Origin of the sequence: Streptosporangium saharense (assembly GCF_014203715.1) — a bacterium.
Classification (GTDB): Bacteria; Actinomycetota; Actinomycetes; order Streptosporangiales; family Streptosporangiaceae; genus Streptosporangium; species Streptosporangium saharense.
In genome coordinates, this window is record NZ_JACHJP010000001.1 from 1,187,881 (window position 1) to 1,213,614 (window position 25,734).

At 70.1% G+C, this 25,734-nt stretch carries 22 protein-coding genes; 14 read left to right on the forward strand and 8 right to left on the reverse strand.

Going from position 1 to position 25,734, the window contains the following annotated elements; translation table 11 throughout:
- Positions 1-31 precede the first annotated feature (31 nt).
- Positions 32-1,561 carry an RNA polymerase sigma factor gene (locus FHS44_RS05850; RefSeq protein ID WP_184712812.1) on the reverse strand — a complete coding sequence of 510 codons (1,530 nt, stop codon included), beginning with the start codon at positions 1,559-1,561 and terminating at the stop codon, positions 32-34.
- A gap of 199 nt (positions 1,562-1,760) precedes the next feature.
- On the opposite strand from FHS44_RS05850, the gene FHS44_RS05855 reads away from it, so the two are divergent.
- Complete coding sequence (locus FHS44_RS05855; RefSeq protein ID WP_184712813.1) at positions 1,761-3,755, forward strand: bifunctional serine/threonine-protein kinase/glutamate ABC transporter substrate-binding protein; 1,995 nt, start codon at positions 1,761-1,763, stop codon at positions 3,753-3,755.
- A gap of 2 nt (positions 3,756-3,757) precedes the next feature.
- Here FHS44_RS05855 and FHS44_RS05860 read toward each other — a convergent pair whose 3' ends face one another.
- Positions 3,758-4,294 (reverse strand): PadR family transcriptional regulator, encoded by a 537-nt coding sequence (locus FHS44_RS05860; RefSeq protein ID WP_184712814.1) that lies wholly within the window; start codon positions 4,292-4,294, stop codon positions 3,758-3,760.
- A gap of 55 nt (positions 4,295-4,349) precedes the next feature.
- Between FHS44_RS05860 and FHS44_RS05865 the strand changes: the two genes are divergently transcribed.
- From FHS44_RS05865 to FHS44_RS05875, 3 genes are all read left to right on the forward strand, one after another.
- On the forward strand, positions 4,350-5,810 hold the full coding sequence (locus FHS44_RS05865; protein ID WP_312863535.1) for an MDR family MFS transporter: 1,461 nt from the start codon (positions 4,350-4,352) through the stop codon (positions 5,808-5,810).
- 41 nt (positions 5,811-5,851) lie between these two features.
- Positions 5,852-6,829 carry a malate dehydrogenase gene (locus tag FHS44_RS05870; protein ID WP_184712816.1) on the forward strand — a complete coding sequence of 326 codons (978 nt, stop codon included), beginning with the start codon at positions 5,852-5,854 and terminating at the stop codon, positions 6,827-6,829.
- A 237-nt stretch (positions 6,830-7,066) separates the two neighbouring features.
- A complete protein-coding gene (locus tag FHS44_RS05875; RefSeq protein WP_184712817.1) occupies positions 7,067-7,819 on the forward strand; it encodes a DUF11 domain-containing protein in 753 nt (250 codons plus the stop codon).
- 319 nt (positions 7,820-8,138) lie between these two features.
- On the opposite strand, the gene galE is transcribed toward FHS44_RS05875, so the two are convergent.
- A complete protein-coding gene (galE, locus tag FHS44_RS05880) occupies positions 8,139-9,104 on the reverse strand; it encodes a UDP-glucose 4-epimerase GalE (protein ID WP_184712818.1) in 966 nt (321 codons plus the stop codon).
- A 122-nt stretch (positions 9,105-9,226) separates the two neighbouring features.
- Here galE and FHS44_RS05885 point away from each other — a divergent pair, with 122 nt between their 5' ends.
- The 3 genes from FHS44_RS05885 (at position 9,227) to FHS44_RS05895 (ending at position 12,579) form a co-directional block, all read left to right on the forward strand.
- The gene (locus tag FHS44_RS05885; RefSeq protein ID WP_312863536.1) at positions 9,227-10,540 is read left to right on the forward strand and encodes a hemolysin family protein; all 1,314 of its coding nucleotides are present in this window, start codon (positions 9,227-9,229) and stop codon (positions 10,538-10,540) included.
- Positions 10,541-10,554: 14 nt separating this feature from the next.
- A complete protein-coding gene (gene trpS, locus FHS44_RS05890; RefSeq protein WP_184712820.1) occupies positions 10,555-11,559 on the forward strand; it encodes a tryptophan--tRNA ligase in 1,005 nt (334 codons plus the stop codon).
- A 75-nt stretch (positions 11,560-11,634) separates the two neighbouring features.
- Entirely contained in the window at positions 11,635-12,579 is a 945-nt protein-coding gene (locus FHS44_RS05895) for a YihY/virulence factor BrkB family protein (RefSeq protein ID WP_184712821.1), read from the forward strand.
- Between the two features lie 28 nt (positions 12,580-12,607).
- Here FHS44_RS05895 and FHS44_RS05900 read toward each other — a convergent pair whose 3' ends face one another.
- From FHS44_RS05900 to FHS44_RS05915, 4 genes are all read right to left on the reverse strand, one after another.
- Positions 12,608-13,147: a hypothetical protein gene (locus FHS44_RS05900; protein WP_184712822.1), complete on the reverse strand. Its 540-nt coding sequence runs from the start codon at positions 13,145-13,147 to the stop codon at positions 12,608-12,610.
- 13 nt (positions 13,148-13,160) lie between these two features.
- Positions 13,161-13,802 carry a response regulator transcription factor gene (locus FHS44_RS05905; protein WP_184712823.1) on the reverse strand — a complete coding sequence of 214 codons (642 nt, stop codon included), beginning with the start codon at positions 13,800-13,802 and terminating at the stop codon, positions 13,161-13,163.
- Positions 13,793-15,037 carry a sensor histidine kinase gene (locus FHS44_RS05910; RefSeq protein WP_184712824.1) on the reverse strand — a complete coding sequence of 415 codons (1,245 nt, stop codon included), beginning with the start codon at positions 15,035-15,037 and terminating at the stop codon, positions 13,793-13,795. The genes FHS44_RS05905 and FHS44_RS05910 overlap by 10 nt, the downstream gene beginning before the upstream one ends.
- Positions 15,038-15,124: 87 nt before the next feature.
- Complete coding sequence (locus tag FHS44_RS05915; protein ID WP_184712825.1) at positions 15,125-16,267, reverse strand: D-alanyl-D-alanine carboxypeptidase family protein; 1,143 nt, start codon at positions 16,265-16,267, stop codon at positions 15,125-15,127.
- 88 nt (positions 16,268-16,355) lie between these two features.
- Between FHS44_RS05915 and FHS44_RS05920 the strand changes: the two genes are divergently transcribed.
- Positions 16,356-16,574 carry an SCO4848 family membrane protein gene (locus tag FHS44_RS05920; protein WP_184712826.1) on the forward strand — a complete coding sequence of 73 codons (219 nt, stop codon included), beginning with the start codon at positions 16,356-16,358 and terminating at the stop codon, positions 16,572-16,574.
- Here the strand turns inward: FHS44_RS05920 and FHS44_RS05925 are convergent.
- Positions 16,533-17,876: a peptide ligase PGM1-related protein gene (locus FHS44_RS05925; RefSeq protein ID WP_312863537.1), complete on the reverse strand. Its 1,344-nt coding sequence runs from the start codon at positions 17,874-17,876 to the stop codon at positions 16,533-16,535. The two genes, FHS44_RS05920 and FHS44_RS05925, sit on opposite strands and share 42 nt — an antisense overlap.
- Positions 17,877-18,643: 767 nt before the next feature.
- Between FHS44_RS05925 and FHS44_RS05930 the strand changes: the two genes are divergently transcribed.
- The 6 genes from FHS44_RS05930 to FHS44_RS05955 all read left to right on the forward strand — a co-directional run bounded on the left by FHS44_RS05930 (position 18,644) and on the right by FHS44_RS05955 (position 25,730).
- Positions 18,644-19,879 (forward strand): amidohydrolase, encoded by a 1,236-nt coding sequence (locus FHS44_RS05930; RefSeq protein WP_184712828.1) that lies wholly within the window; start codon positions 18,644-18,646, stop codon positions 19,877-19,879.
- A 313-nt stretch (positions 19,880-20,192) separates the two neighbouring features.
- Entirely contained in the window at positions 20,193-21,272 is a 1,080-nt protein-coding gene (locus tag FHS44_RS05935) for a BMP family lipoprotein (protein ID WP_221460345.1), read from the forward strand.
- Between the two features lie 63 nt (positions 21,273-21,335).
- Complete coding sequence (locus FHS44_RS05940; protein WP_184712829.1) at positions 21,336-22,886, forward strand: ABC transporter ATP-binding protein; 1,551 nt, start codon at positions 21,336-21,338, stop codon at positions 22,884-22,886.
- Positions 22,883-24,055, forward strand: coding sequence for an ABC transporter permease (locus tag FHS44_RS05945; protein ID WP_312863538.1), 1,173 nt, complete (start codon positions 22,883-22,885; stop codon positions 24,053-24,055). The genes FHS44_RS05940 and FHS44_RS05945 overlap by 4 nt, the downstream gene beginning before the upstream one ends.
- Positions 24,052-25,329: an ABC transporter permease gene (locus tag FHS44_RS05950; RefSeq protein WP_184712830.1), complete on the forward strand. Its 1,278-nt coding sequence runs from the start codon at positions 24,052-24,054 to the stop codon at positions 25,327-25,329. Before FHS44_RS05945 ends, FHS44_RS05950 begins: the two co-directional genes overlap by 4 nt.
- Complete coding sequence (locus FHS44_RS05955; protein ID WP_312863539.1) at positions 25,326-25,730, forward strand: cytidine deaminase; 405 nt, start codon at positions 25,326-25,328, stop codon at positions 25,728-25,730. The genes FHS44_RS05950 and FHS44_RS05955 overlap by 4 nt, the downstream gene beginning before the upstream one ends.
- Positions 25,731-25,734 lie beyond the last annotated feature (4 nt).

The window sequence follows — 25,734 nt, forward strand, 5'->3', positions numbered from 1 at the left end:
CCACCTCGGGCGGCCCCTTCCGTCTGTGCGCTCACGGCCCGGTGAGGTCGCCGAGCACGATCGTCTCCCCGTCCGGCAGCCCGGCGACCCGGTGCAGCCGTCCGGTGATCGCGTCGACCCTGAAGAAGCCGAGCAGGTCCCCGGTCCGTTTGTCGGTCAGCTTGACGACGACCTCGCGGACGTTCGGCCAGCCGAGGACCTCCGCCGAGGTGGGGTCGCCCAGCGAGGGCAGCGGCAGGTCCCTGAAGACCTTCCTGGTCCTGGCGTCGATGACGTGCAGGCGGTCGCTGCCGCCCTTGCCCGGACTGACCGCGGCCGAGAACCGCCCGCTCGGCGAGTCGGACCAGACCCGGTAGTTCTCCCGCATCCAGTCGGCGGACTTCTCGGCGGCCGTCCGCCCCTCGGGCAGCGACGTCACGGCGCCGGTGGCGAAGTCGGTGCGCAGCCGCCGTCCGCTCAGCTCGACGACGAAGACGCCGCCGTCGCGCGAGACGCTCACCCCGGTCCCCGTCTCGGTGTCCGCGGGGACCAGGCTGGGCGAGAGGTACCTCTTCTCGCCGCTGTGCAGGTCGTGGGCGACATATCGCCCCTCAGCGGCGCTGAGATAGGCGATGCGCCGCCCGTCGCCGCTGATGGCGGGTGTGAGGCGCCAGTAGCTCCAGTCGTCGCCGTGGGCCAGGTGCTGGGCAGCGTCGGGCACCTTCACCGTGGACTCGCAGTGGCCGGGACGCTCGCACTCGACAGATTCGAGCGCGGGACGGCCCTCGTCGCCCCCGGTCAGCTTCAGCGTCCAGCCCGCGCAGGTGACCTTCCCGGCCCGCGAGGGCGCTGGCTTGCCGTCGGTCGAGGCGCCGTCGTCGGGACACTTGTCCGGTACGGCGTAGCGGATCGTGAACGACGTCCTGGGCGTCTGCCACGCCTGCGGGCCGGGTCCCACGGCCGAGTCCGCCCTGGTCGAGGCGATCTGGTTGCGTTCGCCGAGCGCGGAGTTCCACACCTGTCCCTGCTGCAGGGTGAAGGCCGCGATCAACCCGACCGGGACCAGACCGGCGACCGCGGTCAGGACCGCCCCCCGGACGCGGCGGCGGCGCAGCGCGCGCATGGACCTGGTGGCGAGGTCGGGGACCGAGGCCTCGCCCGCCGTGGTGGCCAGCCTGGTGCCCAGCCGCTTGGCGTCGCCCTTGGCCAGGGCGGTCACGGCCTCGGAGACCTCCGTCTCGACGACCTCCTGGGACAGGCCGAGGGCGGTGGCCATCTCCTCGTGCGTCCTGCCGTCGTGCAGGCACGCCACGACGAGCACCCGCCTGAGCGGGGGCAGCCGCAGCAGTGCCGTCGCCCTCGTCGTGACGGGCCGTCGCAGATAGCGGCGGTACATCGTGATCTGGGCGTGGACGGTGGGGTTCTCCCAGAGTGTCGGGGGCCAGCTCAGCCCGACCGAGCGCAGGGACCCCAGGGTGAGCCGGATGGCCTGGTCGTGGCTACCGGTGAGGAGCAGGGCCGTGCCGACCAGGAGACGCTGATCGCGCTGGATGAAGTCGCGATAACCGGTGTATCGGCGCATCAAGGATTGGCTCCGCTTTGACTGAAGGAACGGTCAACGGTAGCGATCTAAGCGCGTGGCGCGCCATCTTGGGGTGGTTTGTCGGTAATCGGGCAGGTCGGCATGTCCAGAAAACCCGCTGCGGGCCGTACAGGACGGAGATGGGGGGCGCGGGGTCGTAAAGTTTGGCTGGTCGGGGAGTCACCGGATCGTGAGGACGATGATGCCGCAGATCGCGCCGCTGGAGGCGGGGGAACCGCGCCAGCTCGGGCAGTTCCGCATTGTCGGCCGCATCGGGGAGGGCGGCCAGGGGATCGTCTACCTGGGCGAGACCGCGGAGGGGGAGCGTGCGGCGATCAAGCTGCTGCACGTGAAGTTCTCCGGCGACACGATCGCCAGGTCCCGCTTCGCCAGGGAGGCGCGCGCCGCCCGCAGGGTCGCCTCCTTCTGTACGGCGGGCGTGATCGACGTCGATCTGGACGGCGACACCCCCTACATCGCGAGCGAGTACATCGAGGGCAGGTCCCTGCGGGAGGTCGTCGAGGCCGAGGGGCCACTGCGCGGCACCGCCCTGCAGCGGCTCGCGGTCGGCACCGCGACCGCCCTGACCGCCATCCACCAGGCCGCGATCGTGCACCGCGACTTCAAACCGGACAACGTGCTCATCGCCGCAGACGGCCCCCGGGTCGTGGACTTCGGCATCGCCCGCGTCATCGACTCGACCGGCACGATCACCAGCAGGGCCATCGGTACCCCCGCCTACATGGCCCCCGAGCAGGTCTCCGGCGGCGACGTCGGCCCGCACACGGACGTCTTCGCCTGGGGGGCGACCATCGCCTTCGCCGCGACGGGGGAGACGGCCTTCGCGGGCGGCTCGATCGCGGTGGTGCTCAACCGCATCCTCAACCACGAGGTCGACATCGACGCCCTGCCAGAGCCGCTGCGCGGCGTGGTCGGCGCGGCGCTGTCCAAGGCGCCCGACGAGCGTCCCTCCGCCGACCAGATCCTGCTGCGGCTGCTCGGCCACCCGGAGACCGTCAACGCCTCGCCCGCGGTGCTCAACGAGGGGGCGCAGGTCGCGGGCCCCGACGACGAGACCAGCCCGATCAGGATGCCGGTCCGCGAGCAGCCGCCCACGGTCAGGATCCCGCGCTCCCAGACCTCCCCGGCGATCCCGCCACCCCAGCCCCCGCGCCCCCAGGCGGTGCCGTACGGCCAGCACCCGGGGTATGCCGAGCGCCCGCCGGACGTCTATCCGCCGAGCTGGCAGGGGACTGTCGCGAGCCAGCCTCCGCTCCCGGCTCCCCGGCGGCGTTCGCGGGGGCGCTGGATCGCCGCGGCCGTCGTCGTCCTGCTGGTCGCGGGGGCGGGCGTGGCCGCCTACGTCTCGGGCTGGCGGCCCGCGTTCGGCACGGGGGTACGGCAGGCGAGCCTGCCGCCGGTCACCCCGGGCAAGTCCACGAAGAGCTTCTCCTCGGTCGTGGACAAGGCCGCGAGCACCCACAAACTGACCATCGGCATGCGTGACTTCCTGCCCGGCATCGCGCTGAACAACGACGGCGCCTGGCAGGGCTTCGAGGTTGACCTGGCGACCGCGATCGCCAAGGAGCTCGGCGTGCCCGCGAGCGGGATCACCTTCAGGGGCACCTCCCGGGAGGAACGGCCCAGGCTGCTGGCCTCCGGGGAGATCGACCTGGTCGTCTCGACCTACGCGATCAACAAGGCGGACGACGTCACCTTCGCCGGGCCGTACTACGTGGCGCACGTGGACGTGCTCGTCAAGGGCGGCTCGGCGATCGACTCCGCCGCCGACCTCGAAGGCCGCAGGATCTGCCAGCCGGGGGCGAGCGCCTCGGTCGGCGACCTCCAGGGCGTGGTCAAGCGGCTGGACCTGGTCGCGGCGAACACCTACACCGAGTGCATGAACCTGCTGCAGGCCGGAAAGGTGGACGCGATCCCCGGCGACGACCTGGTGCTCGCGGGCTTCGCCGACCGGGAGAGCATCCGTTACAAGGTGGTCGGGCTCAAGCTCACCGACGAGCGCTACGCGGTTGCCGTCAAGAAGGGCGACGAGCGCACCTGCAGGGCGGTCCAGGGTGCGATCGTGAGCCTCTACGGCGACGGCACGATCGGCAGGCTGCTCGACCGGCACTTCTCCAGGGTGGACTTCCCCACCAGGGAGGACACCGTTCCCACGATGGCCGGGTGCGGCTGAGGTCAGCCCTGCCCGGCCGACCTCTCGATCTCGGCGGCGGTCTCCTCGGCCCAGTCGCGCAGCAGGCGGGTCTGCCGGATGCCCAGGTCCAGGGCGTAGCGCCCGAAGGTGGGCTTGCGCCAGGCGGAGTTCTCCGACCGCCTGGCGCGGATGTCCTCAAGTTTGGCCAGTTTCGCGGCGTGCACCTCGGCCTGCTCGCGCAGCAGCGCGACGGCCTCGTGCGGTTCGATCGTGGGCAGCAGGAAGGCGCGCAGCGCCGCCTCGCTGCGGTGCATGCGTGCGGGCTGCTCGTCCAGCATCCACGCGCGCAGCTCCGCCGACCCCTCCTCGGTGATCTCGTAGGTCTTCCTGCCGCGCGGTCCGGCCTCCTCGACCGTGACCAGCCCCTCGGCGGCCATCTTGTTCAGCTCCGGATAGATCTGGCTGTGTCTTGCCTGCCAGGCGTTGTTGATCGAGCTCTCGAAGAGCTTCGTCAGGTCGTAGCCGCTTGAGGGACCCGCGGCGGTCAGCAGGCCGAGGAGCGCGATCCGGAGAGACATGGCCTCATCTTAACTACGCGTTGACATGTCAAAAGTGACACGTCATCATCGACATGTGTCTACAGACGTATTGAATCCTCCCGTTGAGACCCGTTCCGCGAAGAACGGGTTGTTGCTGCTCGCCGTACTCGGCGGCATGTTCCTGGCGATGCTCGACCAGACGATCGTGGGTACGGCGCTGCCCCGGATCACCCAGGAGCTCGGCGGCTCGAACCTGTACACCTGGGTCGTCACCGCCTACCTGCTGACCTCGACGATCACCGTCCCGCTGTACGGCAGGCTGTCGGACACCTACGGGCGCAAGCCCCTGCTGCTGGTCGGCATCGCGGTCTTCCTGGTCGGCTCCGCGCTGTGCGGCGTGGCACAGGACATGACCCAGCTCATCGCCTTCCGCGCGCTGCAGGGTCTGGGGGCGGGGGCGCTGCTCCCGCTGTCGCTCGCGCTGGTCGCCGACCTGTTCCCGCCCGGCAAGAGCGGCCGGGTGCAGGGTGCCCTCGGCGGGGTGATGGCGCTGAGCTACATCGCCGGACCCTTCCTCGGCGGGGTGTTCACCGACCAGGCGAGCTGGCGCTGGGCCTTCTTCGTCAACCTGCCCATCGGCGTCGCCCTGATCGCGATCATCGTCGCCAGGCTGCCGCACGCCGCGGGCCAGGGGCGGGGCACGCGTCCCGACTACCTCGGCATCGCGGTCTTCAGCGTGGCGATCAGCGCGCTGCTCCTCGGCCTGACCGAGAAGGGGATCGACGGGCACACCTGGACCAGCGCCCCCGTGCTGTGGCCCATCCTGGCCTCCGTCGCGCTGCTGGCGCTGTTCGTCCTCGTCGAGAGCCGGGCGGCGGCGCCGATCATCCCGCTCGAACTGTTCCGCCTCCGCACCTACGCCCTGGCCAACACCGCCTCCTTCTTCAGCGCGTTCTGCCTGTACGCCGGGGTGGTCTTCCTGCCGCGCTACTTCCAGGAGTCCGTCGGCCTGAGCGCGACCGAGTCGGGCCTGCGCATCTACCCGCTCATGCTCGGGATGGTCGTGGGCAGCGCCGTCACCGGCGCGCTCATCACCAGGACCATGCGCTACCGGCCGTGGCTGATCTGCGGGGCGGTCCTCATCGCGGCCGGGGCCCTGCTGTTCTCCGGGATCACCGCCGGGACCTCAGGCGTCCTGCTCGCCGGGTGGATGGCGCTGCTCGGCCTCGGCATGGGGCCGATGCTGTCGGGCCTTACCGTCGCCGTGCAGTACTCGGTCCCGCCCAGGTTCATCGGCACCGCCAGCGCCAACCTGACCTTCTTCCGGCAGATCGGCGGCTCGGTCGCCCTGGCCCTGGCCGGAACGCTCTACGCCTCGGTCATCAGGCAGGAGGCGCCCGTGCGCGGACTGGGCGCGGCACACGCCGCCGCCACCGCGAACGTCGTCCCCTGGCTCGCCGTCAGCGGGGCCGTGGTGGCGCTCGTCGCCCTGATCGCACTGCCCTCGGGCCGGATCAAGGTACTCGCCGCGAGGTCGGCGACCATCGACGGGTAACATCCGAACGTCGCAATTCATCCTACGAGTAGGGGAAGGTCATGGCCCAGACTCCCGTAAAGGTCACCGTCACCGGCGCCGCCGGTCAGATCGGCTACGCGTTGCTGTTCCGCATCGCGTCGGGCCAGTTGCTGGGCGCAGACGTCCCGGTCAAGCTGAGCCTGCTGGAGATCCCGCAGGCGGTCAAGGCAGCCGCGGGCACCGCGATGGAGCTCGACGACTGCGCCTTCCCGCTGCTGAGCGGCATCGAGGTCACCGACGACGCCAACAAGGCGTTCGACGGCACCAGCGTCGCCCTGCTGGTCGGCGCCCGCCCCCGCACGGCGGGTATGGAGCGCGGTGACCTGCTGCAGGCCAACGGCGGCATCTTCGGCCCGCAGGGCAAGGCCATCAACGACAACGCGGCCGACGACATCCGCGTGCTGGTCGTGGGCAACCCGGCCAACACCAACGCCCTCATCGCCCAGCAGCACGCCCCCGACGTCCCGGCCGAGCGCTTCACCGCGATGACCCGCCTCGACCACAACCGCGCGCTGTCCCAGCTCGCCGCCAAGCTCCAGGTCCCGGTCTCCGAGGTCAGGAAGATGACGATCTGGGGCAACCACTCCGCCACGCAGTACCCCGACCTGTTCCACGCCGAGGTCGGTGGCAAGATCGCCGCCGAGCAGGTGGACGACGCCTGGCTGCGCGACACGTTCATCCCGACCGTCGCCAAGCGTGGCGCCGCGATCATCGAGGCCCGGGGTGCCTCCTCCGCCGCCTCCGCCGCCAACGCCGCCATCGACCACGTCTACGACTGGGTCAACGGCACCGAGTGGACCTCCGCCGCCATCCCCTCCGACGGCTCCTACGGCGTGCCCGAGGGCCTCATCTCCTCCTTCCCGGTCGCCTCCCGCGACGGTAAGTGGGAGATCATCCAGGGCCTGGAGATCGACGCCTTCTCCCGCGAGCGCATCGACGCCTCGGTGCGCGAGCTTGAGGAGGAGCGCGCCGCCGTACGCGAACTCGGCCTCATCTGAGCTTCCGCACACGAGAGGGGGTCCCGGTCGGCCGGGGCCCCCTCTCGCGTTCTCGCAGGTGAACCGGTTCAGGTCTCCAGAGGGTCGGCGGGCGGCGTGTCGCATGCCCCCGGAGGGTGTCTCGGCGTTGAATGACCACTGACGTTCGGGGGATCGGTGTTCACAGCGCATGGTGCGGCACGTTTTGTCGCCGCAGTAGTTGGTTCTGCTCTTTTCACGGCCTTTGGAGTACCAGGGGTGGCGCGGGCGGATGACGGGGGAGCAAGACCCGGTGGAGCGGACCTGTCGGTGCGGATCCGCGCCCTGCCCGGGGTCGCACAACCAGGGCAACCACTGTCCTACCGGGTCGAGGTGCACAACGCGGGCCCCGAGGACGCGGTGCTGCCCCTCCTCGTCGTACGGCTCCCGCACGGCGTGGACGTCCTCAGCGTCAACGTCGCCGAGTGCCTGCCGGGCAGGACGACCAGCGAGGTGGTCTGCCCCTCCCAGCAGGACGTCCTGGCTGGGACCGACGGCGGGATGACCGTCAGCGGCATCGTCAGGACAGGCGCGCACGGCCCGCTGACCGCGACCGCGACGCTCACCTCCGAGGTGGTCGACGCCGACGAGACCAACAACTCGGCCCGCCTCACGACCCCGCTCGACGAGGGCGCCGACCTGGCCGTACGGCTGGCACGCAAGGCCAGGCAGGGCCGCCTGGTGACGATGGACGCCGTGGTCCGCAACCGCGGCCCCAGGACCGTGAGGGACGCCGCCGTCTTCCTGCGCACCGTCAAGGCCCGCTTCCTGTCGGCGCGGGGCGCGCGCTGCCACTCCTACGCGGGCTACGTGGGCTGCGCGCTGGGCGCGGTCGGCTCAGGCAGACGAATCAGCCTCAGACTCGCCTTCCGCGCCAGGAAGAAGGCCCCCAAGGCCAGGGCGACGGTGTACTCCTCACATATAGGCGACAGACGCCCAGCCAACAACATGGCGCGCATCAGCTTGCGCTGATGTGCGGCGCCTGCGGCGCCGCAAGTCTTGCGCTGTGCTTGCTTTGCGCCGCCTTCGGCGGCGCGGGCTTGGGCGCCTGAAGTCGGTGACTTCCCTCGTCGTTCCTCCGCTTCGCTCCGTCACTCCTCAGTCCAGCTCACCGACGCGCCCAAGCCGTGTTCCTTTGCGACGCCTGGCGGCGTCGCGGGCTTGGGCGCCTCAGGCCAACGCTTTCCCTCGTCACTCATCCGCTTCGCTCCTTCGCTCCTCAGTCCAAGCGTCGGCGCGCCCAAGCCGGACACTCCTCACACTTGGCGCCGGTACCCCAAACCCAAACTCTTCACTCTGGGGTGCGCAGGGCGGTCCAGGCGTCGGTGACTATGTCCTTGAGGGTGGGGTGGTCGGGCTTCCAGCCTAGGGTTTGCTGGATTTTCTCTGAGGAGGCGACGAGGGTCGCGGGGTCGCCGGGGCGGCGGTCGAGTTCTACGGCGGGGATCGGGTGGCCGGTGACCTCGCGGCAGACCGAGATGACCTCGCGCACCGAGAAGCCGGTGCCGCTGCCCAGGTTGTAGATGCCGTGCTCGCCGGGGGAGCAGGCGTCGAGGGCCAGCAGGTGTGCCCTGGCCAGGTCGGCGACGTGGATGTAGTCGCGTACGCATGTCCCGTCGGGGGTGGGGTAGTCCGTGCCGAACAGGCTGACCGTCTCGCGCCCGCCGAGTGCGACGGCGAGGACGTTAGGGATCAGGTGGGTCTCCACGGTGTGCCGTTCACGGTAGGTCCGCCCGTCCCGCGCGGTGTAGGCGCCGCCCACATTGAAGTACCGCAGGCTCACCGCTGCCAGGCCGTACAGACCGGTGAAGGTGGTCAGGGCGGTGTCCACCGCGAGTTTGGAGGCGCCGTAGGGGTTGGTCGGCCGGGTCGGGTCGGTCTCCAGGATGGGGGAGCGCTCCGGCTCGCCGTACGTCGCGGCGGTGGAGGAGAAGACGATCCTGCCGACCCCGGCGGTCCGCATGGCGTCGAGGAGGGCGAGGGTGCCGCCGAGGTTGTGTCCCCAGTACAGGCCGGGCCGCTCGACGGACTCGCCGACCAGCGACTTCGCCGCGAAGTGCAGGACACCGTCAACGCCGGTCAGCACGCCGGAGGCGTCGGTGATCGAGCCGTGGACGAACCGGGCGCCGGGGGGGACCGCGTCGGCGTGGCCGGTGGAGAGGTCGTCGAGCACGACGACCTCGTGGCCCGCCTCGACGAGCTGCGCCGCCACGACGCTCCCGATGTATCCGGCACCGCCGGTGACCAGCAGCTTCACAAGACCTCCTGTTTGATGGTGTGGAAATGTGTTTACTTTTGTGAGGACGGTGCCAGCATATGCTTGCACCTCAAATATCGGCCACAGTCGGAACGGACGGCGGCCATGACGGAGACAATCTCGTGAACAGCGTCCTGGCGAACGCGTCCCTGGTCCTGGTCTTCATCCTGATCGGGGGGTTCTTCGCGGCGGCGGAGATGGCGATGGTCTCCCTCAGGGAGAGCCAGGTGCGCAGGCTCGAAACCCGGGGACGCAGGGGGGCCAGGGCCGCCAGTCTCGCCCACGACCCGAACCGCTTCCTGTCGGCGGTCCAGATCGGCGTGACCGTGGCGACCATGCTCTCGGCGGCCTTCGGCGCCGACACCCTCGCCAGGGAGTTCCAGCCGGTCGTCGCGGGCTGGGGGGTGCCCCAGGCGGTGGTCGCCCCGCTGGCCCTGGTGCTGGTGACGCTGGTGATCTCCTACTTCTCGCTGGTGCTCGGCGAACTGGTGCCCAAGCGGATCGCCAGGCAGCGGGCCGAGGGCATCTCGCTGCTGGTCGCGCCCTTCCTCGACCGGGTGGCCGCGCTGTCGCGCCCGCTCATCTGGGCGCTGTCCACCTCGACCGACCTCGTGGTCAGGATGCTGGGCGGCGACCCCGAGGCCGACCGCGAGGAGATCACGACCGAGGAACTGCGCGACATGGTCGTCGGCCACCAGGAGCTGACCCAGGACGAGCGCGACCTGATCGGGGAGGTCTTCGCCGCGGCCAAGCGCCAGCTCCGCGAGGTGATGCTGCCGCGCACCGAGGTCGAGTTCATGGCGGCCGACACCCCGCTCGCCGAGGCCGCGGTGCTGGCCGCGGCGATGCCGCACTCCCGCTTCCCCGTCTACCGCGACTCCTACGACAACGTCGTGGGCTTCGTGCACATCAGGGACCTGCTGGACCCGGTGCTCACCGGCTCCATCGAGCCGATCAGCGAGCTGGTGCCGATCCGCCCGGTCAAGCTCGTCCCCACCAGCAAGCGGGTCCTGACGACGCTGACGGAGATGCGCGACGAGGGCCACCACCTGGCGATCGTGATCGACGAGTACGGCGGCACCGCGGGAATCGTCACGCTGGAGGACCTTGTCGAGGAGCTGGTCGGCGACATCCGCGACGAGCACGACATTCAGGACAAACGGGCCGCGCTGCCCGCCGGGGAGGCCGAACTGGACGGCCTGGCCAACCTCGACGTGGTCGAGGCCGAGACCGGCATCCGGCTCCCCGAGGGACCGTACGAGACGCTCGCCGGGTTCGTCATGGCGGCCCTGGGACACCTGCCCGCGATGGGAGAGCGCGTCGAGGTTCCCGGGTTCGAGCTTTCCGTGACGGGAATGGACGGCCGCAGAGTGTCAAGAGTCCGGATAAAACACCGCGCCCCCGCGTCTGACGCACCGAACACTCCGGACAGCTGACACAATTACCTGCTATGGCCAGTCCCCGTGTCCTCTCCGGAATCCAGCCCACCGCAGACTCCTTCCACCTGGGCAACTACCTCGGTGCGGTGCGTCAGTACGTCGCCATGCAGGAGGGTTTCGACGCCTTCTACTGCGTCGTCGACCTGCACGCGATCACGGTGGACTACCAGCCGGAGGACCTGCGCAGGCGCAGCAGGATCGCCGCCGCCCAGCTCTTCGCCGCGGGCCTCGACCCCGAGCGCTCCACGGTCTTCGTGCAGAGCCACGTCCGCGAGCACACCGAGCTGGCCTGGGTGCTGATCTGCCTCACCGGCATGGGCGAGGCGGCCAGGATGACCCAGTTCAAGGACAAGTCGGCCCGGTACGGCGAGGGCTCGGCCAGCGTCGGCCTGTTCACCTACCCCATCCTGCAGGCGGCCGACATCCTGCTCTACCAGGCCGACCAGGTCCCGGTCGGCGCCGACCAGAAGCAGCACCTCGAACTCACCCGCGACCTGGCCCAGCGTTTCAACCACCGCTTCGGCGAGACCTTCACGCTGCCCAAGCCGTACATCGTCAAGGACGTCGAGAAGATCACCGACCTGCAGGACCCGACGGCGAAGATGTCCAAGTCGTCCTCCTCGCCCGCGGGCATCCTCGACCTGCTCGAACAGCCGGGGCCGCTGCGCAAGAAGGTCATGCGCGCCGTCACGGACACCGGTTCCGAGGTCCTCGCCGACGACGAGAACAAGCCGGGCGTCACCAACCTGCTGCGCATCCAGTCGGCCCTGACCGGCACGCCGATCCCCGAGCTTGAGGCCCGCTACGCGGGACAGGGCTACGGCACGTTCAAGAAGGAGGTCGCCGAGGCCGTCGTCGAGACCTTCACGCCGATCAGGGAGCGCACCGAGAAGCTGCTCGCCGACGAGGACGGGCTCGACCGGATGCTCGCCGTCGGCGCGGCCCGGGCCCGCGCGGTCGCCGCCGAGACCATGGCCAAGGTCCGCGACCGGGTGGGGTTCCTGCCCACCGTCTGACGCCTCCCACCGCGGGCCGTACGCCCGATTGAAGTCGTACGTACGGCCCGGCGGTATTTGGGTAGGTGACCGCGCGTGACAAGCGTGCAAGAGCGGATCGTCGCGATCCGCGAGCGGGGCAAGGCGGCGATCACCTCCGAGCGGATCAGGTGGCCCTGGTTCGACCACCTGATCAGAACCGTGCAGCGTTACCAGCTCCAGTCGGGTGACCGGCTGGCCGGATCGGTGACCTACTTCGCCTTCCTGTCGTTCTTTCCGATCATCGCGCTGGCCTTCGCGGTCTTCGGTTACTTCCTCTCTGTACGGCCCGACGCCATCACGACGTTGCAGACGGCCATCAACCAGTACCTCCCCGGGCTGGCCGACCAGTTGCCGATCAAGGAGATCGCCGACTCCCGGGGCAGCGCCGGGGTCATCGGTCTGTTCGGTCTGCTCTACGCGGGGCTCGGCGCTATCGACGCGCTGCGTGCCGCGCTCCGTGAGATGTCGATGACCGCCGAACCCCAGCTCAACTTCTTCCTGGCCAAGCTCAGGGACCTGGCCGCCTTCGTCTTCGTGGGCATCACGATGATCGCCTCCGTGCTGGTCGGCGGGGTCGCCACCCAGGCGGGCGGGTTCGTCGCGGAGCAGGTCGGCCTGTCCAGGTCGATCGCGGGGAGCTGGACGCTGTGGCTGTTCGGCCTGGCGGTGAGCCTGCTCGCCGACACCGTCCTCTTCGTGATCATCCTGCGCTGGATGGGCCGGTCGCGGCAGCCGTTCAAGGTGGTCGTGCGGGGCGCGCTGCTGGGCGCGGTCGGCTTCGGCCTGCTGAAGCAGCTCGCCGCGCTGATCCTGTCGCGGACCCTCAACAACCCCATCTACGGCGTCTTCGCGGTGATGGTCGGCTTGCTGATCTGGATCAACCTCTCCGCCAGGGTGATCCTCTACGCCGCCGCCTGGACGGAGACCTCCAGACTCGGCCCGCCGCCCGACCCGACCCCCATCCCCGACATGGGCGCCCTGGGCAAGGAGTCCCCCTGAGGGCTCAGTTGAGGGCTCAGTTGAGGGCTCAGTCCGCCTCGGCGTCCGGGGCGCGGCAGACCGTCCGCGCCGCCGGGGTGAGCGGGCACGGTACGGTCCCGGAGTCGGTCACGACCACCACCTTGACGCCGGGTGGCACCCCCAGTGCGTAGTCGGCCCGGCAGGGCGACAGGGGCTCCCAGGGCGGGCCGCCGCCGGGACAGTCGAGGCTGACCCGCAGCGTCTTGCCCTTCTCCCACGTCTCCCGCATCATGTGGGAGCCCAGGACCGGGGTGACCTTCCGCTCGACCGTGAGCCTGCCCGCCGTACCCGGCGTGACGCTGACCCCGACCGGGCCGGACACGTCGACGATGACCCAGGGCGCGGCCAGCGAGTAGACCCTCGTGTCCCTGCCGTCCGACGACTCCTGGCTTTCGACGAGGGAGGAGCCGTAGGAGCCGGGATAGGCGAAGTCGTAGGCGCGGGGCAGTTCGATCTCGCTCCAGACCGCGATGGCGAGCGCGAGCACAAGGGCGACGCTGAGCGCCCCGCCGCCGACGATCCAGCCGGTCCTGACACCGGTTCGCATGCCGTGTCCTTCCTCAGATCTTCAAGAACCGCAGTACGGCGAGCACCCTGCGGTGGTCCTTGTCCGCGCCGGAGAGGTCGAGCTTGGTGAAGATGTTGTTGATGTGCTTGCCGACGGCGCTTTCCGAGACGACCAGGGCCTCGGCGATCCCGGCGTTGGATCGCCCTTCGGCGATCAGCGCGAGCACCTCGTACTCCCTGCGGGTCAGCCGGTCCAGGGGGTCGCTGCGCCCGCGCAGCAGGAGCTGGGCGACCACCTCGGGGTCGAGCGCGGTGCCGCCGTCGGCGACCCGGCGCAGCGCGTCCACGAACTCGGTGACGTCGGCGACCCGGTCCTTCAGCAGGTAGCCGACGCCGCTGGTCGCGGTGGACAGCAGTTGGGTGGCGTAGCGCTCCTCGACGTACTGCGACAGCACGAGGATCGGCAGCCCGGGACGCTGCCTGCGCAGCACGAGCGCCGCGCGCAACCCCTCGTCGGTGTGCGAGGGCGGCATCCGCACGTCGGTGACGACGAGGTCGGGGACGTGCTCGTCGACTGCGCGCAGCAGCGCCTCGGCGTCGGCGACCGCCGCGACGACCTCGATGCCCGCACCGGCGAGCAGACGGACGAGCCCCTCCCTGAGCAGCACCGAGTCCTCGGCCAGGATCACTCGCATGGCAACTCCACAGTGATGGTCGTGGGCCCGCCGTCCGGGCTGTGGACGCTCAGTCTCCCGTCAACGGAGCCGACCCGCTGGGCCAGGCCGCGCAGCCCGGTGCCGCCGTCCTGCCTGGCGCCGCCCCTGCCGTCGTCGTGGACGCTCACGTGCAGCAGCCGGTCACGGCGCAGCACCCTGACCTCTGCCCTGGAGGCCCGCGCGTGCTTGGCGATGTTGGTGAGCGCCTCGGAGACCACGAAGAAGGCCACGGCCTCGATGGTCGGGGAGACCCGTTCCGGCACCTCGACCCGCAGCGTGACCGGGACCGGGGCGCGGGCGGCGACCCCGGAGAGCGCCGCGTCCAGGCCCTGGTCGTTGAGCACCGCGGGATGCAGGCCGCGCACCAGGTCGCGCAACTCCTTGAGCGCCTGCTTGGCCTCCTCGTGCGCCTGGACGATCACCTCGTGGGCGGGGGCGGGCAGGTCGGTAAGGGTGGTGCGGGCCATGCCCAGGTTCATCGCCAGCGACACCAGCCGCTGCTGCGCGCCGTCGTGCAGGTCCCTTTCGAGGCGGCGCCGCTCGGCGTCCGCCGCGTCGACGACCTCGGCGCGGCTCTCCCGCAGGCTCTCCACCCGCTCGGCCAGCAGGTCGCTCCTGCTGGGACCGAGCAGCGCCTCGGCGGCGATCACGTCGAGCGCGGTGACCCCGCGCGCCACCCACGGCACCGTGACGAACAGCACCAGCGTGGCTCCCGCGGGCAGCAGGGCATACCATCCGCCGCCGACCTGCCAGATCCGGACGGCCACCGGGATCGCGACCAGGCAGGCGGCCCAGCCGCAGACGACCCCCAGGAAGCCGACCGCGCCGATCAACGGCGCCAGCAGGTGGTAGGCGATCTGCCGCCACGTGCCGCCGTCGCGGGCCACGCGCACCAGGAACTTCAGCGGGTTGCGGGTGCCGTACCGCCGATGGATCCCGGGGATGTCCACCCCGAGGAGGGCCTGGAAGCGGCCCCGCTGCAGGCGGGTGAGCAGCGGCACCGCCCAGGCGAGCAGCAGCAGCGCCGCGACCGGGACCACCACGGTCCACACCAGCGCGACCGAGGCCGCGATCAGGCCGGTGACCACGCCGGAGGACAGCAGGGCGATCGGCAACCCCGCCACCACGTGGACGGTGCGTAGCCAGGTGAGCGCCGACCAGTGGTCACGGGCCCGATCCCGGAGCCGGTCCCAGGGGGTGAGCAGCTCGTTCATGCATCAAAGGTATGGACTCGCGGTACCTGTACGACATGGGCGAGGTATCCCGGAAAAAGGTAGGGAGAACCCCACCCCCGGCGAAGCTCAGGAAGACCTGCCCCGGGAACGTCTGCGCAGGCCGTACACCAGCAGGACACCGCCGCCGAGCAGGCCCGCGCCGATCGCGTAGACACCGGGGGAGACGCCGCCCCCGGCCGGTGAGCCGTCGGCCCGCGGAGTGGTCGAGCGCGCCACCTGGGGTGTCCTCGGTACGGCCTGGCCGGTCGGCGTGGGGGCGGCCTCGGGGAGCGGATCGACGAGCGTGCCGACCGGCGTGACCCTGCCCCTGGCGGCGAACCCCCAGTCGAGCAGCCCGGCCACCTCGTCCCAGAAGTAGCCGTCGTGCCGCATGATCGTCACGATGATCGTGTGGCCGTCCCGCCTGGCCGCGCCGACGAAGCTGCCCAGGGCCTTGGACGTCCAGCCGTTCTTGACGCCGATCATGCCCTTGTAGCGCCACAGCAGCTTGTTGTGGTTGCCGATCTCGTAGTAGCCCTTGGGCGCGGGGAACTTGCCGGTCTTCGTGCTGGTGTAGCGCTGGAAGTCGCGGTTGGCCAGCCCGGCGCGGGCGATCAGCGCCAGGTCGTAGGCCGAGCTGCTCTGCCCCGGCTTGTCGAGGCCGCTCGGCGTCTTGGCCACGGTGTCGAAGGCCTGCAGCCGCCTGGCCTCGGCGTTCATCTCCCTGAGGGTCTTGTCGAGGCCGCCGTTGGCCTCGGCGAGCGCCATCGCGCAGTCGTTGCCCGAGACCAGCAGCAACGCCTTGAAGAGGTCGTCAACGGTGTAGAGGGGCTTGGTGACCAGGCCGACGGCGCTGCCCTCCTCGTTCACCGCGCGGCTGCTCGGCCTGACCTTCATGGCCTTGTCGAGCTTGGGGATCAGGGTGACCGCGGTCAGCGTCTTGAGCGTGCTCGCCGGGAGGTAGCGCCCGTGCGGGTCCTTGGCGGCGAGCACCTGCCCGGTCTCCGCGTCGGCGATCACGTAGGCCTTCGCGGCGGTCTTCGGCGGCGCCTTCATCCCGGCGGGGGTGACGATGCCCCGGCTGCCGAGCGCGGTGCCGCCGACGGGCGCCCTGCTCCCCGCGGAGTGCGTGGTGCCGCCGACCGGCTCGTTGTCGGCGTGTGCGGGAACCCCCAGCAGGGCGCTCGCCGCCAGCAGCACCCCGACGGGCGCGACATGTCTGATCCCCATAGTGATCACAGGGTAGCTTCGTACCGATTCGCATCATGTACGCGACGCCCTGATCAGGGGCGGAATGGTGCGACGGAATACTGAACTCATGCAAATGTCGCGAAAGATCGCCGGTTTCCTGATCGTCGTCGCAGTTTTCATGATCTTCGAGTGGATAAACCTCGGTTTCAACCTCGCCGACGGCCACCCGACGGCGTTCTACGTCGTGCACGGCGTCCTGATCGGGGTCAACATCCTCCTGGGGATCGCCCTCGGCGTGATCGGGCTACGCGGGCTGGCACAGCGCCCGAAGAGTCCTGTCGTGTAGGTCGGCCGCCTCCTGCGGGGAGTTCCCGATGCTGGTGAAGCCGAGCTTGCCGTAGCTGTGGATCGCGCCGAGCAGATGCAGCACGTTTCCGGTACGGCTGTCGCGGTCGAAGCCGAGCCCGCTGTCGTTGACGAACTTCACGATCTCCGCGGGCGTACGGCCGAGCAGACAGTCTGAGGCGCAGTTGTCCGTGGCCACGTAGTACTTGGGGCGGCCGTCACGGACCAGCGTGCCGGTGTGCCCGTCGAAGGCGGCGCCGGTGGTCAGCAGCGCGGCCCCGAAGGGATGGGTGGTGCCGCCGAGGCGCAGGTTGATCTCGCACAGCAGCACGCGGTACCCGGCGTCGGTCTTGACGGCGAAGAAGTCGACGCCGAACAGCCCGACCACGCCGCGCTCGGCGAGCGCCCCGGCGATCCGGCCCGCGCACTCCCGCACCTCGGCGCGGTAGTCGGCCGCCGCAGGGAAGACGCACCCCTTGTAGACGTCGCCATTCTGACCGCCGAGGATCTGCTCGTGCGTGGCGATCACGTGACAGGTGCCACCCGGAGTGATCATGGCCAGGGCGCTCGGGGAGTGCAGCGGGCGCTCCTCGATGAACTCTTCGAGTACGGCCCCGCGCTCGGCGATCTTCTCGGCGAACGTCACCCACGTCTCGTCGGGGGCCGAGAAACTCGTCGAACTCGCGCTGAGCGGCCCCTCACCCCTGGTCACGACGGCGTTGCCCAGCCCCGAGTAGCTGTTGTTGAGCTTGACCATCAGCCGGGAGGCGGGATTCAGCGCGCGGGCGGCGTGCTCGACCTCGCTCAGCGACCGCAGGTCGGAGAAGCCCCGCGCCACCGGCACCCCGGCCGCCTCGGCGACCGTACGGCCCCCGCTCTTCGACCCGAAGGACGACAACGAGGTCGCGGGCCCGTAGATGGGCAGGTTCAACAGCGCCGAGAGCCGTTCCTCGTGCTCACTGACGACGAACGGCACCATCCAGGCGTCAGCCGTACGACCAAGAACCGCGCGGATCCGCGCCAGCAGGTCGGGGCGCCGTAACAGGGACTCGGTGAGCTGACCAGAGCCCGTACCACCCAAATTGATCATATGTAGCCGCGAACGAGCCTCACCGGGGTCGTCGAGGAAACTCAGGTAGTAGTCAACCGTGGCGGGGTCCACCGGCGCGGAGGAGAGGTAGACGACCTCGACGCCCGGCCTTCCGAGGGTGAGCAGGAAGAACAGCATGCGTTCCTCGTAGCAGTAGGCCCCGGTGATCCTGCGGAGTTCGTCCTGGGGAAGCGAGAGCGAAGGGACGATCACTATGGTCCCTTCGTCCGGTTCGAAGATGCTCAATCCCGAATGCTTCTCCCCGAACGGGATGCAAGTGATCATAAGCGGAGTTAAACACGCATTACTCCCGTTTGCATCACTCCGTCGGGTTCGATGACTGGTACCTGAAGCCACGAAAATTGCCAGCCCATCGACGTTTCAACCCCCCACAAACCAGCCACTCCCCGAGAGATGGACACTGGCGGAGCCCTCGACGCGGGAAGCACCTGATCAAGAGAGGTCGGGGACACCCCTCAGTTCGGCTCCGGGCTGAGGGGTTTGGGGTACCGGCGCTGTGAGTGAGGAGTTTCGGCTTGGGCGCGCCGACGCTTGGACTGAGGAGCGAAGGAGCGAAGCGGATGAGCGACGAGGGAAAGCGTTGGCCTCAGGCGCCCAAGCCCGCGCTGCCTCCGGCAGCGCCAAGCGACATAGTCAATCCGAGCCATCACCCCTGGTCCATGTGGGTCAGGAGATGTGAATGGAGAGCATGGGGCGGCAAAACATTTGGCCGAGATGACGGCGAGGTGTGTCTGAGGGGAGATAAAGTCGAAGTCATCGTCAACACGCCGGTGGACTCTGACCGGCCTGCCGCTTCCGTGCTGGCGGTCCATCGGTCCGCGCCGGAACGGCTCTGGGCACCCCCTCAGGCTCGTCGGTGCGGTGATCTTTTCTCTGGCTGCCCCATGGGTCGCGTGATTCCGGGCAGTGGCACGGTGCGTCGGGACCCAGGGCTGGCGGCGCGGATAGGACGGTGACCAATGCGGGGGCATAATCTGCGGGGGGAACTCGATGTGTTCCTCGCCGAGGCCGAGCAGGAGCTGATCGGTTTCCGGCGTGACCTGCACATGCATCCCGAACTGGCGTTCGCCGAGTACCGGACGACCCAGCGCATCGCCGACCGGCTGATCGCGGCGGGTCTCACGCCCTCGGTGCTGCCACGCGGTACCGGCCTGATCTGTGAGGTCGGCAGCGGCGACGGGCCGACCGTCGCGCTGCGGGCCGACATCGACGCGCTCCCCGTGCCGGACGAGAAGGACGTCCCCTACAGCTCGACGGTTCCCGGGGTTTGCCACGCCTGCGGGCACGACGTGCACACCACGATTCTGCTCGGCACCTCGCTCTTCCTGGCGAGGCAGGCGGAGGCGGGTCTGCTGCCCGGCAGGGTCCGGTTGATCTTCCAGCCCGCCGAGGAGCTTCCCGGTGGCGCGCTTGAGGTCATGGCGGCCGGGGGCATCAGCGGTGTCGACCGCATCTTCGGCCTGCACTGCGACCCCCGGGTCGACGTCGGCAAGGTGGGGCTCAAGACGGGGCCGATCACCTCCGCGTGCGACAAGGTCTTCATCAGGGTCAGCGGTCCCGGCGGGCACACGGCCAGGCCGCACCTGACCGCCGACCTGGTCTTCGCCCTGGCCAAGGTCCTGACCGAGCTGCCCGCCGCGCTGTCGCGCAGGATCGACCCGCGCTCGTCGCTGAGCCTGGTCTGGGGCCGGGTCGAGGCGGGTTCGGTGGCCAACGCCATTCCCGACGAGGGGCTGGCCGAGGGCACCGTGCGCTGCCTGGACGAGCAGGCGTGGCACGCGGCCCCCGACATGATCAAGGCCCTGCTGGAGTCCGTCGCGGGCGCCTACGGCATCGAGGCCAGGATGGACTACGTCAGGGGTGTGCCGCCGGTCGTCAACGACGAGGTCAGCGTGCAGATGCTGGCCGAGGCCGCGGGTGGCGTGCTGGGGGAGGGTTCTGCGGAGCCGACGCAGCAGAGCCTGGGCGGTGAGGACTTCGGCTGGTATTTGGAGTCGATCCCCGGCGCCTTCGCCAGGCTGGGCACCCGCACGCCGGGGGAGCCGCATCCCGGCGACATCCACCAGGGCACCTTCGACGTCGACGAGACCTGCATCGCGGCGGGCGTGCGTTTCCTCGCGGCGACGGCGCTGACCGCCCTGTGGGAGGGGCAGCGGCCGAGCGCGAGCGAGCACGTGGCGGGGGCCATCGCCTGAGAGTCGCCCGAGAGGTGCCGGCCACCGGCGTCTGGGTGGCCGCCGGTGACCGGAGTGGGTGAAAACCCGGACGGATCACCCATGGACGTCCGCGTGGAAGACGGTGCCCTACCGTGACGCTACCGTGACAACGGCTGAAGCTACCGTTCGGTAGGATCGGCCGTCCCTGCGGGTCACGAGGTGGCGTGTGCTGCATAACGGACCTGTTGCGGACTGGTGCGCTGGTTTGGCCAACCATGGTCAACCAACTATCTTCCGTGCAGGGTTGCCGTGCGTCTCCTCGCGCGTGCACTGAACGCGAAGGGGGTCCATCTTGCTTCGGAACCGATTCGGCAGGCTGGCCGCGGCGGTGGTCGCGGGAGGCATGCTCATGGGGGCTGCCGCGTGCGGGGGAAGCGAGGAGCCGACGACGTCGGCCAAGCCCGGGGCCGGCGCGAGCAGCGCGGCCCCGCAGGAGAAGGGCCCGAAGGTCGGCCTGGCCTACGACATCGGCGGGCGGGGCGACCAGTCCTTCAACGACGCCGCCGCCGCGGGCCTCGACAAGGCCAAGACCGAGCTGAGCCTGGCCGACACCAAGGAGCTTGAGGCGGGCAGCGGCGAGACCGAGGCGGCCAAGGAGGAGCGGCTCAGGCTGCTCGCCCAGGGCGGCTACAACCCGGTCATCGCCATCGGCTTCGCCTACTCGGCCTCGCTGAAGAAGGTCGCCGCCGAGTTCCCCGAGGTGAAGTTCGCGATCGTCGACGACGCCGCGGCCACCGGTCCCAACATCTCCAACCTGCTCTTCGCCGAGCACGAGGGCTCCTACCTCGTCGGCGCCGCCGCGGCGCTGAAGTCGAAGAAGGAGCACATCGGTTTCGTCGGCGGCGTCCAGGTTCCGCTGATCCAGAAGTTCCAGGCGGGCTTCTACGCCGGGGCGAAGAAGATCAAGCCCGACATCCAGATCGACGTCAAGTACCTCACCCAGCCGCCGGACTTCACCGGCTTCAACGACCCGGCCAAGGGCAAGACCGCGGCGCAGGGCATGTTCGACGCGGGCGCCGACGTGGTCTACCACGCCGCGGGCGGCTCCGGCGGCGGCGTGTTCGAGGCCGCGAAGGCCGCCAAGGGCCTGGCCATCGGCGTCGACTCCGACCAGGCGAAGACCGCCGCGGCCGACGTGCAGGGCGTGGTCATGACCTCCATGATCAAGAAGGTTGACGTCGCCGTCTTCGACTTCCTCAAGAGCTTCACCTCCAACTCGGTGAAGGCGGGCAACACGGTCTACGACCTCAAGGCGGGTGGTGTCGACTACTCGACCACCGGCGGCCAGATCGACGACATCAAGACCCAGCTCGACGAGCTCAAGCAGAAGATCATCTCCGGCGAGATCTCCGTCCCCGACAAGACCGCCTGATCCACGACCTCGAAGGGCCCGGCGGATTCCTCCCCGGGCCCTTTGGGTAACGTCCAGCATCACATGGCCATCCGCACGGAGGGGGCCGTCATCAGCACCTCGACACCGGCCGTCGAGCTTGCGGGGATCACCAAGAGGTTCCCCGGCGTCGTGGCCAACCGCGACATCTCCCTGTCCGTCCAGCAAGGCCACGTGCACGCCGTCGTCGGCGAGAACGGCGCGGGCAAGTCAACCCTCATGAAGATCCTGTACGGCATGCAGCGCCCCGACGAGGGCGAGATCCGAGTCAACGGCACGAGCGTGACCTTCAAGTCCCCCTCGGACGCCATCGCCGTGGGCATCGGCATGGTCCACCAGCACTTCATGCTCGCCGACAACCTCACGGTCCTGGAGAACGTGATCCTCGGCAGCGAGCCCCGCGTCGGCGGGGTCGCCATCGACTTCGGCGCCGCACGCGGCAGGATCAAGCAGATCTCCGACTCCTACGGCCTCGGGGTCGATCCCGACGCCATGGTCGAGGACCTGGGGGTCGGCGCCAGGCAGCGGGTCGAGATCCTCAAGGTCCTCTACCGGGGCGCCCGCATCCTCATCCTCGACGAGCCGACCGCGGTGCTCGTGCCGCAGGAGGTCGAGGAGCTCTTCGAGAACCTGCGCGGGCTGGTCAGCGAGGGCCTGACGATCATCTTCATCTCCCACAAGCTGGACGAGGTGCTCTCGGTCGCCGACGCGGTCACCGTCATCAGGCGTGGCACCACCGTCGCCGAGGTCAGCCCCAGGGACGTCACCGCCAGGCAGCTCGCCGAGCTGATGGTCGGCAGCGAACTGCCGAGCCCGGAGACACGCGAGTCGACAGTCACCGACGAGGTCGCCTTCTCCGTGCGGGACCTGACGGTCCGCGCGCCCGACGGCAGGGTCCTCGTCGAGGGGGTCGGCTTCGACATCCACCGGGGCGAGGTGCTCGGCATCGCGGGCGTCGAGGGCAACGGGCAGGCCGAGCTGGTCGAGGCCGTCATGGGGATGCGCGAGGCGGAAGGACGGCTCCTCCTCGGCGAGGAGGACATCTCGGCCTGGCCGACGCTGCGCCGCCGTGAGGCGGGCATCGGCTACATCCCCGAGGACCGGCACCGGCACGGCCTGCTGCTTGAGGCGCCGCTGTGGGAGAACCGGATCCTCGGCCACCAGACACAGAAACCGAACGTCAAGGGCCCCTGGATCGACCGCGCCGGAGCCCGCAAGGACACCCGGCGCATCGTCGAGGAGTACGACGTCCGTACGCCCGGGATCGACGTGGACGCCGCGGCCCTGTCGGGCGGCAACCAGCAGAAACTGATCGTCGGCAGGGAGATGAGCGGGGAGCCGGTCCTGCTGATCGCCTCCCACCCGACCCGGGGTGTCGACGTCGGGGCGCAGGCCGCGATCTGGGACCACCTGAGAGCAGCCCGCGCGGCAGGCCTGGCCGTACTCCTGATCTCGGCTGACCTGGACGAGCTGATCGGACTGTCCGACACGCTGAAGGTGATCCTGCGCGGCCGCCTGGTCGCCGACGTCGATCCGGCGGCGGTCACGCCCGAGCTGCTGGGCTCGGCCATGACGGGCGCGGGGGAGGCGGCGTGAGCGGCGGTACGGCCCGCAGCCCCGAGGCGGGTTCCACCTTCATGGACAGGCTGACGGGCAGGGTCAGACTCGGCGGCCTGCTCGCGCTGGCCGCGCCGGTCCTGGCCATCGTGTTCGCGGGACTGATCACCGCGGTCGTCCTGCTGGTCACCGGCGCCCCGCCGGTCGAGACGCTGGGCGTGATGGTCGACTACGGCGTGCAGCCCAGGCCGCTGACGCTGGCGCTGAACCTCGCCTCCGGCTACTACCTGTCGGCGCTGGCCGTGGCGATCGGGTTCAGGATGAACCTGTTCAACATCGGCGTGGACGGTCAGTACCGTCTGGCGGCGCTCATCGCGGCGGCCGTCGGCGGCGCGATCACCCTGCCCGCCCCGCTGCACGTCGCCGCGATCCTCCTGGTGGCCGTGCTGGTCGGCGCGGGCTGGGCGTCGATCGCGGCGGTGCTGAAGGTCAGGCGCGGGGTCAGCGAGGTCATCTCCACGATTATGCTGAACGCCATCGCGACCGCCCTCGGCTCCTGGCTGCTCAACAAGGACCGGTTCGCGGTTGAGGTCGCGGGCAGCAACAACATCGGCACCCAGCCGCTCGGCCCCTCCGCCCAGGTCCCCGGCATCCCGCTCATCCCGGGCACCCCGCTGAAGGTGGACGGCCTGATCATCCTGGCGGCCGTCATGGGCCTGCTGTACTACGTGGTGCTCAACCGGACCCGCTTCGGCTTCGACCTGCGCGCCACCGGACGCTCCGAGCCCGCCGCCGTGGCCAGCGGCGTCAACGTCAAGCGGATGGTCCTCATCACGATGATCATGTCCGGGGCGGTCGCGGGCCTGGCGGGCATGCCGAACCTGCTGGGCGAGTCCTACAGTTACAGCCTGAACTTCCCGCCGGGGCTCGGGTTCACCGGCATCGCGATCGCGCTGCTCGGCCGTAACAACCCGGTGGGCATCGCCTTCGGCGCGCTGCTGTGGGCCTTCCTCGACACCTCGTCGAACATCCTGCAGATCCACGACATCTCCCCGGAGATCGTCGAGATCATGAAGGGCGCGATCGTGCTCTCGGTGATCGTCGCCTACGAGCTGGTCCACCGCTACCAGATCGCGGCGGGACAGCGCAGGGTGAGCAGGGAGCTGTCCGGCGGGCCCACGGTCCAGGCCGAAGGAGCGTCGGCATGAGCGAAGGCGGTCTCACCCTGACCAAGGCTCCCGTCGTGGAGCCGCCCAAGCCGCGCAGGTTCAGGGTGACCTGGCCGGTCCTGCTGTCCGCCTTCGGCGCCCTGGTCGTGCTGCTCTCGGTCACCAGGCTCGTCACCGGTGCCACCGACCTCACCTCGGCGGGGGCGGTCAACGCCGCCGTCGCGCTGGCGGTCCCGATCGGCCTCGCCGGTCTCGGCGGCCTGTGGTCGGAGCGGGCCGGCGTGGTCAACATCGGCCTCGAAGGCATGATGGTGCTGGGCACCTGGTGCGGCGCCTGGGGCGCCCTCCACTTCGGCAACCCGTGGGCGGGCGTGCTCGCCGGGGCGATCGGCGGTGCCCTCGGCGGCCTGCTGCACGCGATCGCGACCGTGACGTTCGGGGTGGACCACATCATCTCCGGCGTCGCGATCAACATCCTGGGCGTGGGCGTCACCGAGTTCCTCTCCAAGATCACTTTTGCCCAGATGCCCGGTGGCGGCGACTCCCAGTCGCCCCCGGTGCCCAAGCCGGGGCAGGTGAGCGTGCCCGGCGTCGGGGACGGGCTGGCCGCCCTGGAGTCCGGCCACTGGTTCCTCGTCTCCGACCTGGCGGGCATCGTGCGGGGCCTGCTGACGAACGTCTCACTCTTCACGGTCCTGGCCATCGCGCTGGTCCCGCTGAGCTACTACGTGCTGTGGCGTACGGCCTTCGGCCTGCGGCTGCGTTCCTGCGGCGAGCGCCCGGTCGCGGCGGAGTCGCTGGGCGTCAACGTCTACTCCTACAAGTACGCCGCGGTGCTCGTCTCCGGCGCGCTGGCCGGGCTCGGTGGGGCGTTCCTGTCGCTGGTGGCCGCGACCGCCTACCGGGAGGGACAGACCGGAGGCCGCGGCTTCATCGGTCTGGCCGCGATGATCTTCGGCAACTGGCGTCCCGGTGGCCTGGCCGCGGGCGCGACGCTGTTCGGCTACACCGACGCGCTCCAGCTGCGCAGGGGCGGGGAGTCGGTGCACGCGCTGCTGCTCGTGGTGGCGATCCTCGTCGCCGCGGCGGCCGTCTACCAGCTCGTCGTCCAGCGGCGTACCCGGGCCGCGGTGATCAGCGGGATCGCGGCGGTCGCGGTCTTCGTGGTGTTCGCGCTGACCACCACCGTCCCCTCGGAGTTCACCTCGGTCGCCCCGCACATCACGACGCTGCTGGTGCTCTCGCTGGCCGCCCAGCGGCTGCGTCCACCGGCCGCAGACGGCGTGCCGTACCGCAGAGGGCAGGCGAAGTGAGCACGGCGAGCGTGGACTGGGCGGCGCTCAGGGCGGAGGCCGCGCGGGTGATGGCGCACGCCTACGCGCCCTACTCGAAGTTCCCCGTCGGCGCCGCGGCCCTGGTCGACGACGGGCGGCTCGTCTCCGGCTGCAACGTGGAGAACGCCTCCTACGGCCTTGGCCTGTGCGCCGAGTGTGGCCTGGTCAGCGCGTTGCAGGCGTCCGGGGGCGGCAGGCTGGTGGCCTTCACCTGCGTGGACGGCCGTGGGGAGCTGCTGATGCCGTGCGGCAGGTGCAGGCAGTTGCTGCTGGAGTTCGGCGGCCCCGGACTGCTCGTGGAGACCGTCGATGGCCCCAGGCCGCTGGCGGAGATCCTGCCCTACGCGTTCGGGCCGGACGACCTGGAACGGGGAGACTGAAGCG

What these genes read in the sequence shown, in the direction of transcription:
- FHS44_RS05855 (WP_184712813.1), top strand. Translation starts at nt 1,761, where the DNA reads ATGATGCCGCAGATCGCGCCGCTGGAGGCGGGGGAACCGCGCCAGCTC.
- FHS44_RS05850 (WP_184712812.1), bottom strand. Translation starts at nt 1,561, where the DNA reads ATGCGCCGATACACCGGTTATCGCGACTTCATCCAGCGCGATCAGCGT.
- FHS44_RS05905 (WP_184712823.1), bottom strand. Translation starts at nt 13,802, where the DNA reads ATGCGAGTGATCCTGGCCGAGGACTCGGTGCTGCTCAGGGAGGGGCTC.
- FHS44_RS05930 (WP_184712828.1), top strand. Translation starts at nt 18,644, where the DNA reads ATGCGGGGGCATAATCTGCGGGGGGAACTCGATGTGTTCCTCGCCGAG.
- FHS44_RS05900 (WP_184712822.1), bottom strand. Translation starts at nt 13,147, where the DNA reads ATGCGAACCGGTGTCAGGACCGGCTGGATCGTCGGCGGCGGGGCGCTC.
- FHS44_RS05940 (WP_184712829.1), top strand. Translation starts at nt 21,336, where the DNA reads ATGGCCATCCGCACGGAGGGGGCCGTCATCAGCACCTCGACACCGGCC.
- FHS44_RS05910 (WP_184712824.1), bottom strand. Translation starts at nt 15,037, where the DNA reads ATGAACGAGCTGCTCACCCCCTGGGACCGGCTCCGGGATCGGGCCCGT.
- FHS44_RS05915 (WP_184712825.1), bottom strand. Translation starts at nt 16,267, where the DNA reads ATGGGGATCAGACATGTCGCGCCCGTCGGGGTGCTGCTGGCGGCGAGC.
- trpS (WP_184712820.1), top strand. Translation starts at nt 10,555, where the DNA reads ATGGCCAGTCCCCGTGTCCTCTCCGGAATCCAGCCCACCGCAGACTCC.
- FHS44_RS05870 (WP_184712816.1), top strand. Translation starts at nt 5,852, where the DNA reads ATGGCCCAGACTCCCGTAAAGGTCACCGTCACCGGCGCCGCCGGTCAG.
- FHS44_RS05860 (WP_184712814.1), bottom strand. Translation starts at nt 4,294, where the DNA reads ATGTCTCTCCGGATCGCGCTCCTCGGCCTGCTGACCGCCGCGGGTCCC.
- FHS44_RS05920 (WP_184712826.1), top strand. Translation starts at nt 16,356, where the DNA reads ATGCAAATGTCGCGAAAGATCGCCGGTTTCCTGATCGTCGTCGCAGTT.
- FHS44_RS05950 (WP_184712830.1), top strand. Translation starts at nt 24,052, where the DNA reads ATGAGCGAAGGCGGTCTCACCCTGACCAAGGCTCCCGTCGTGGAGCCG.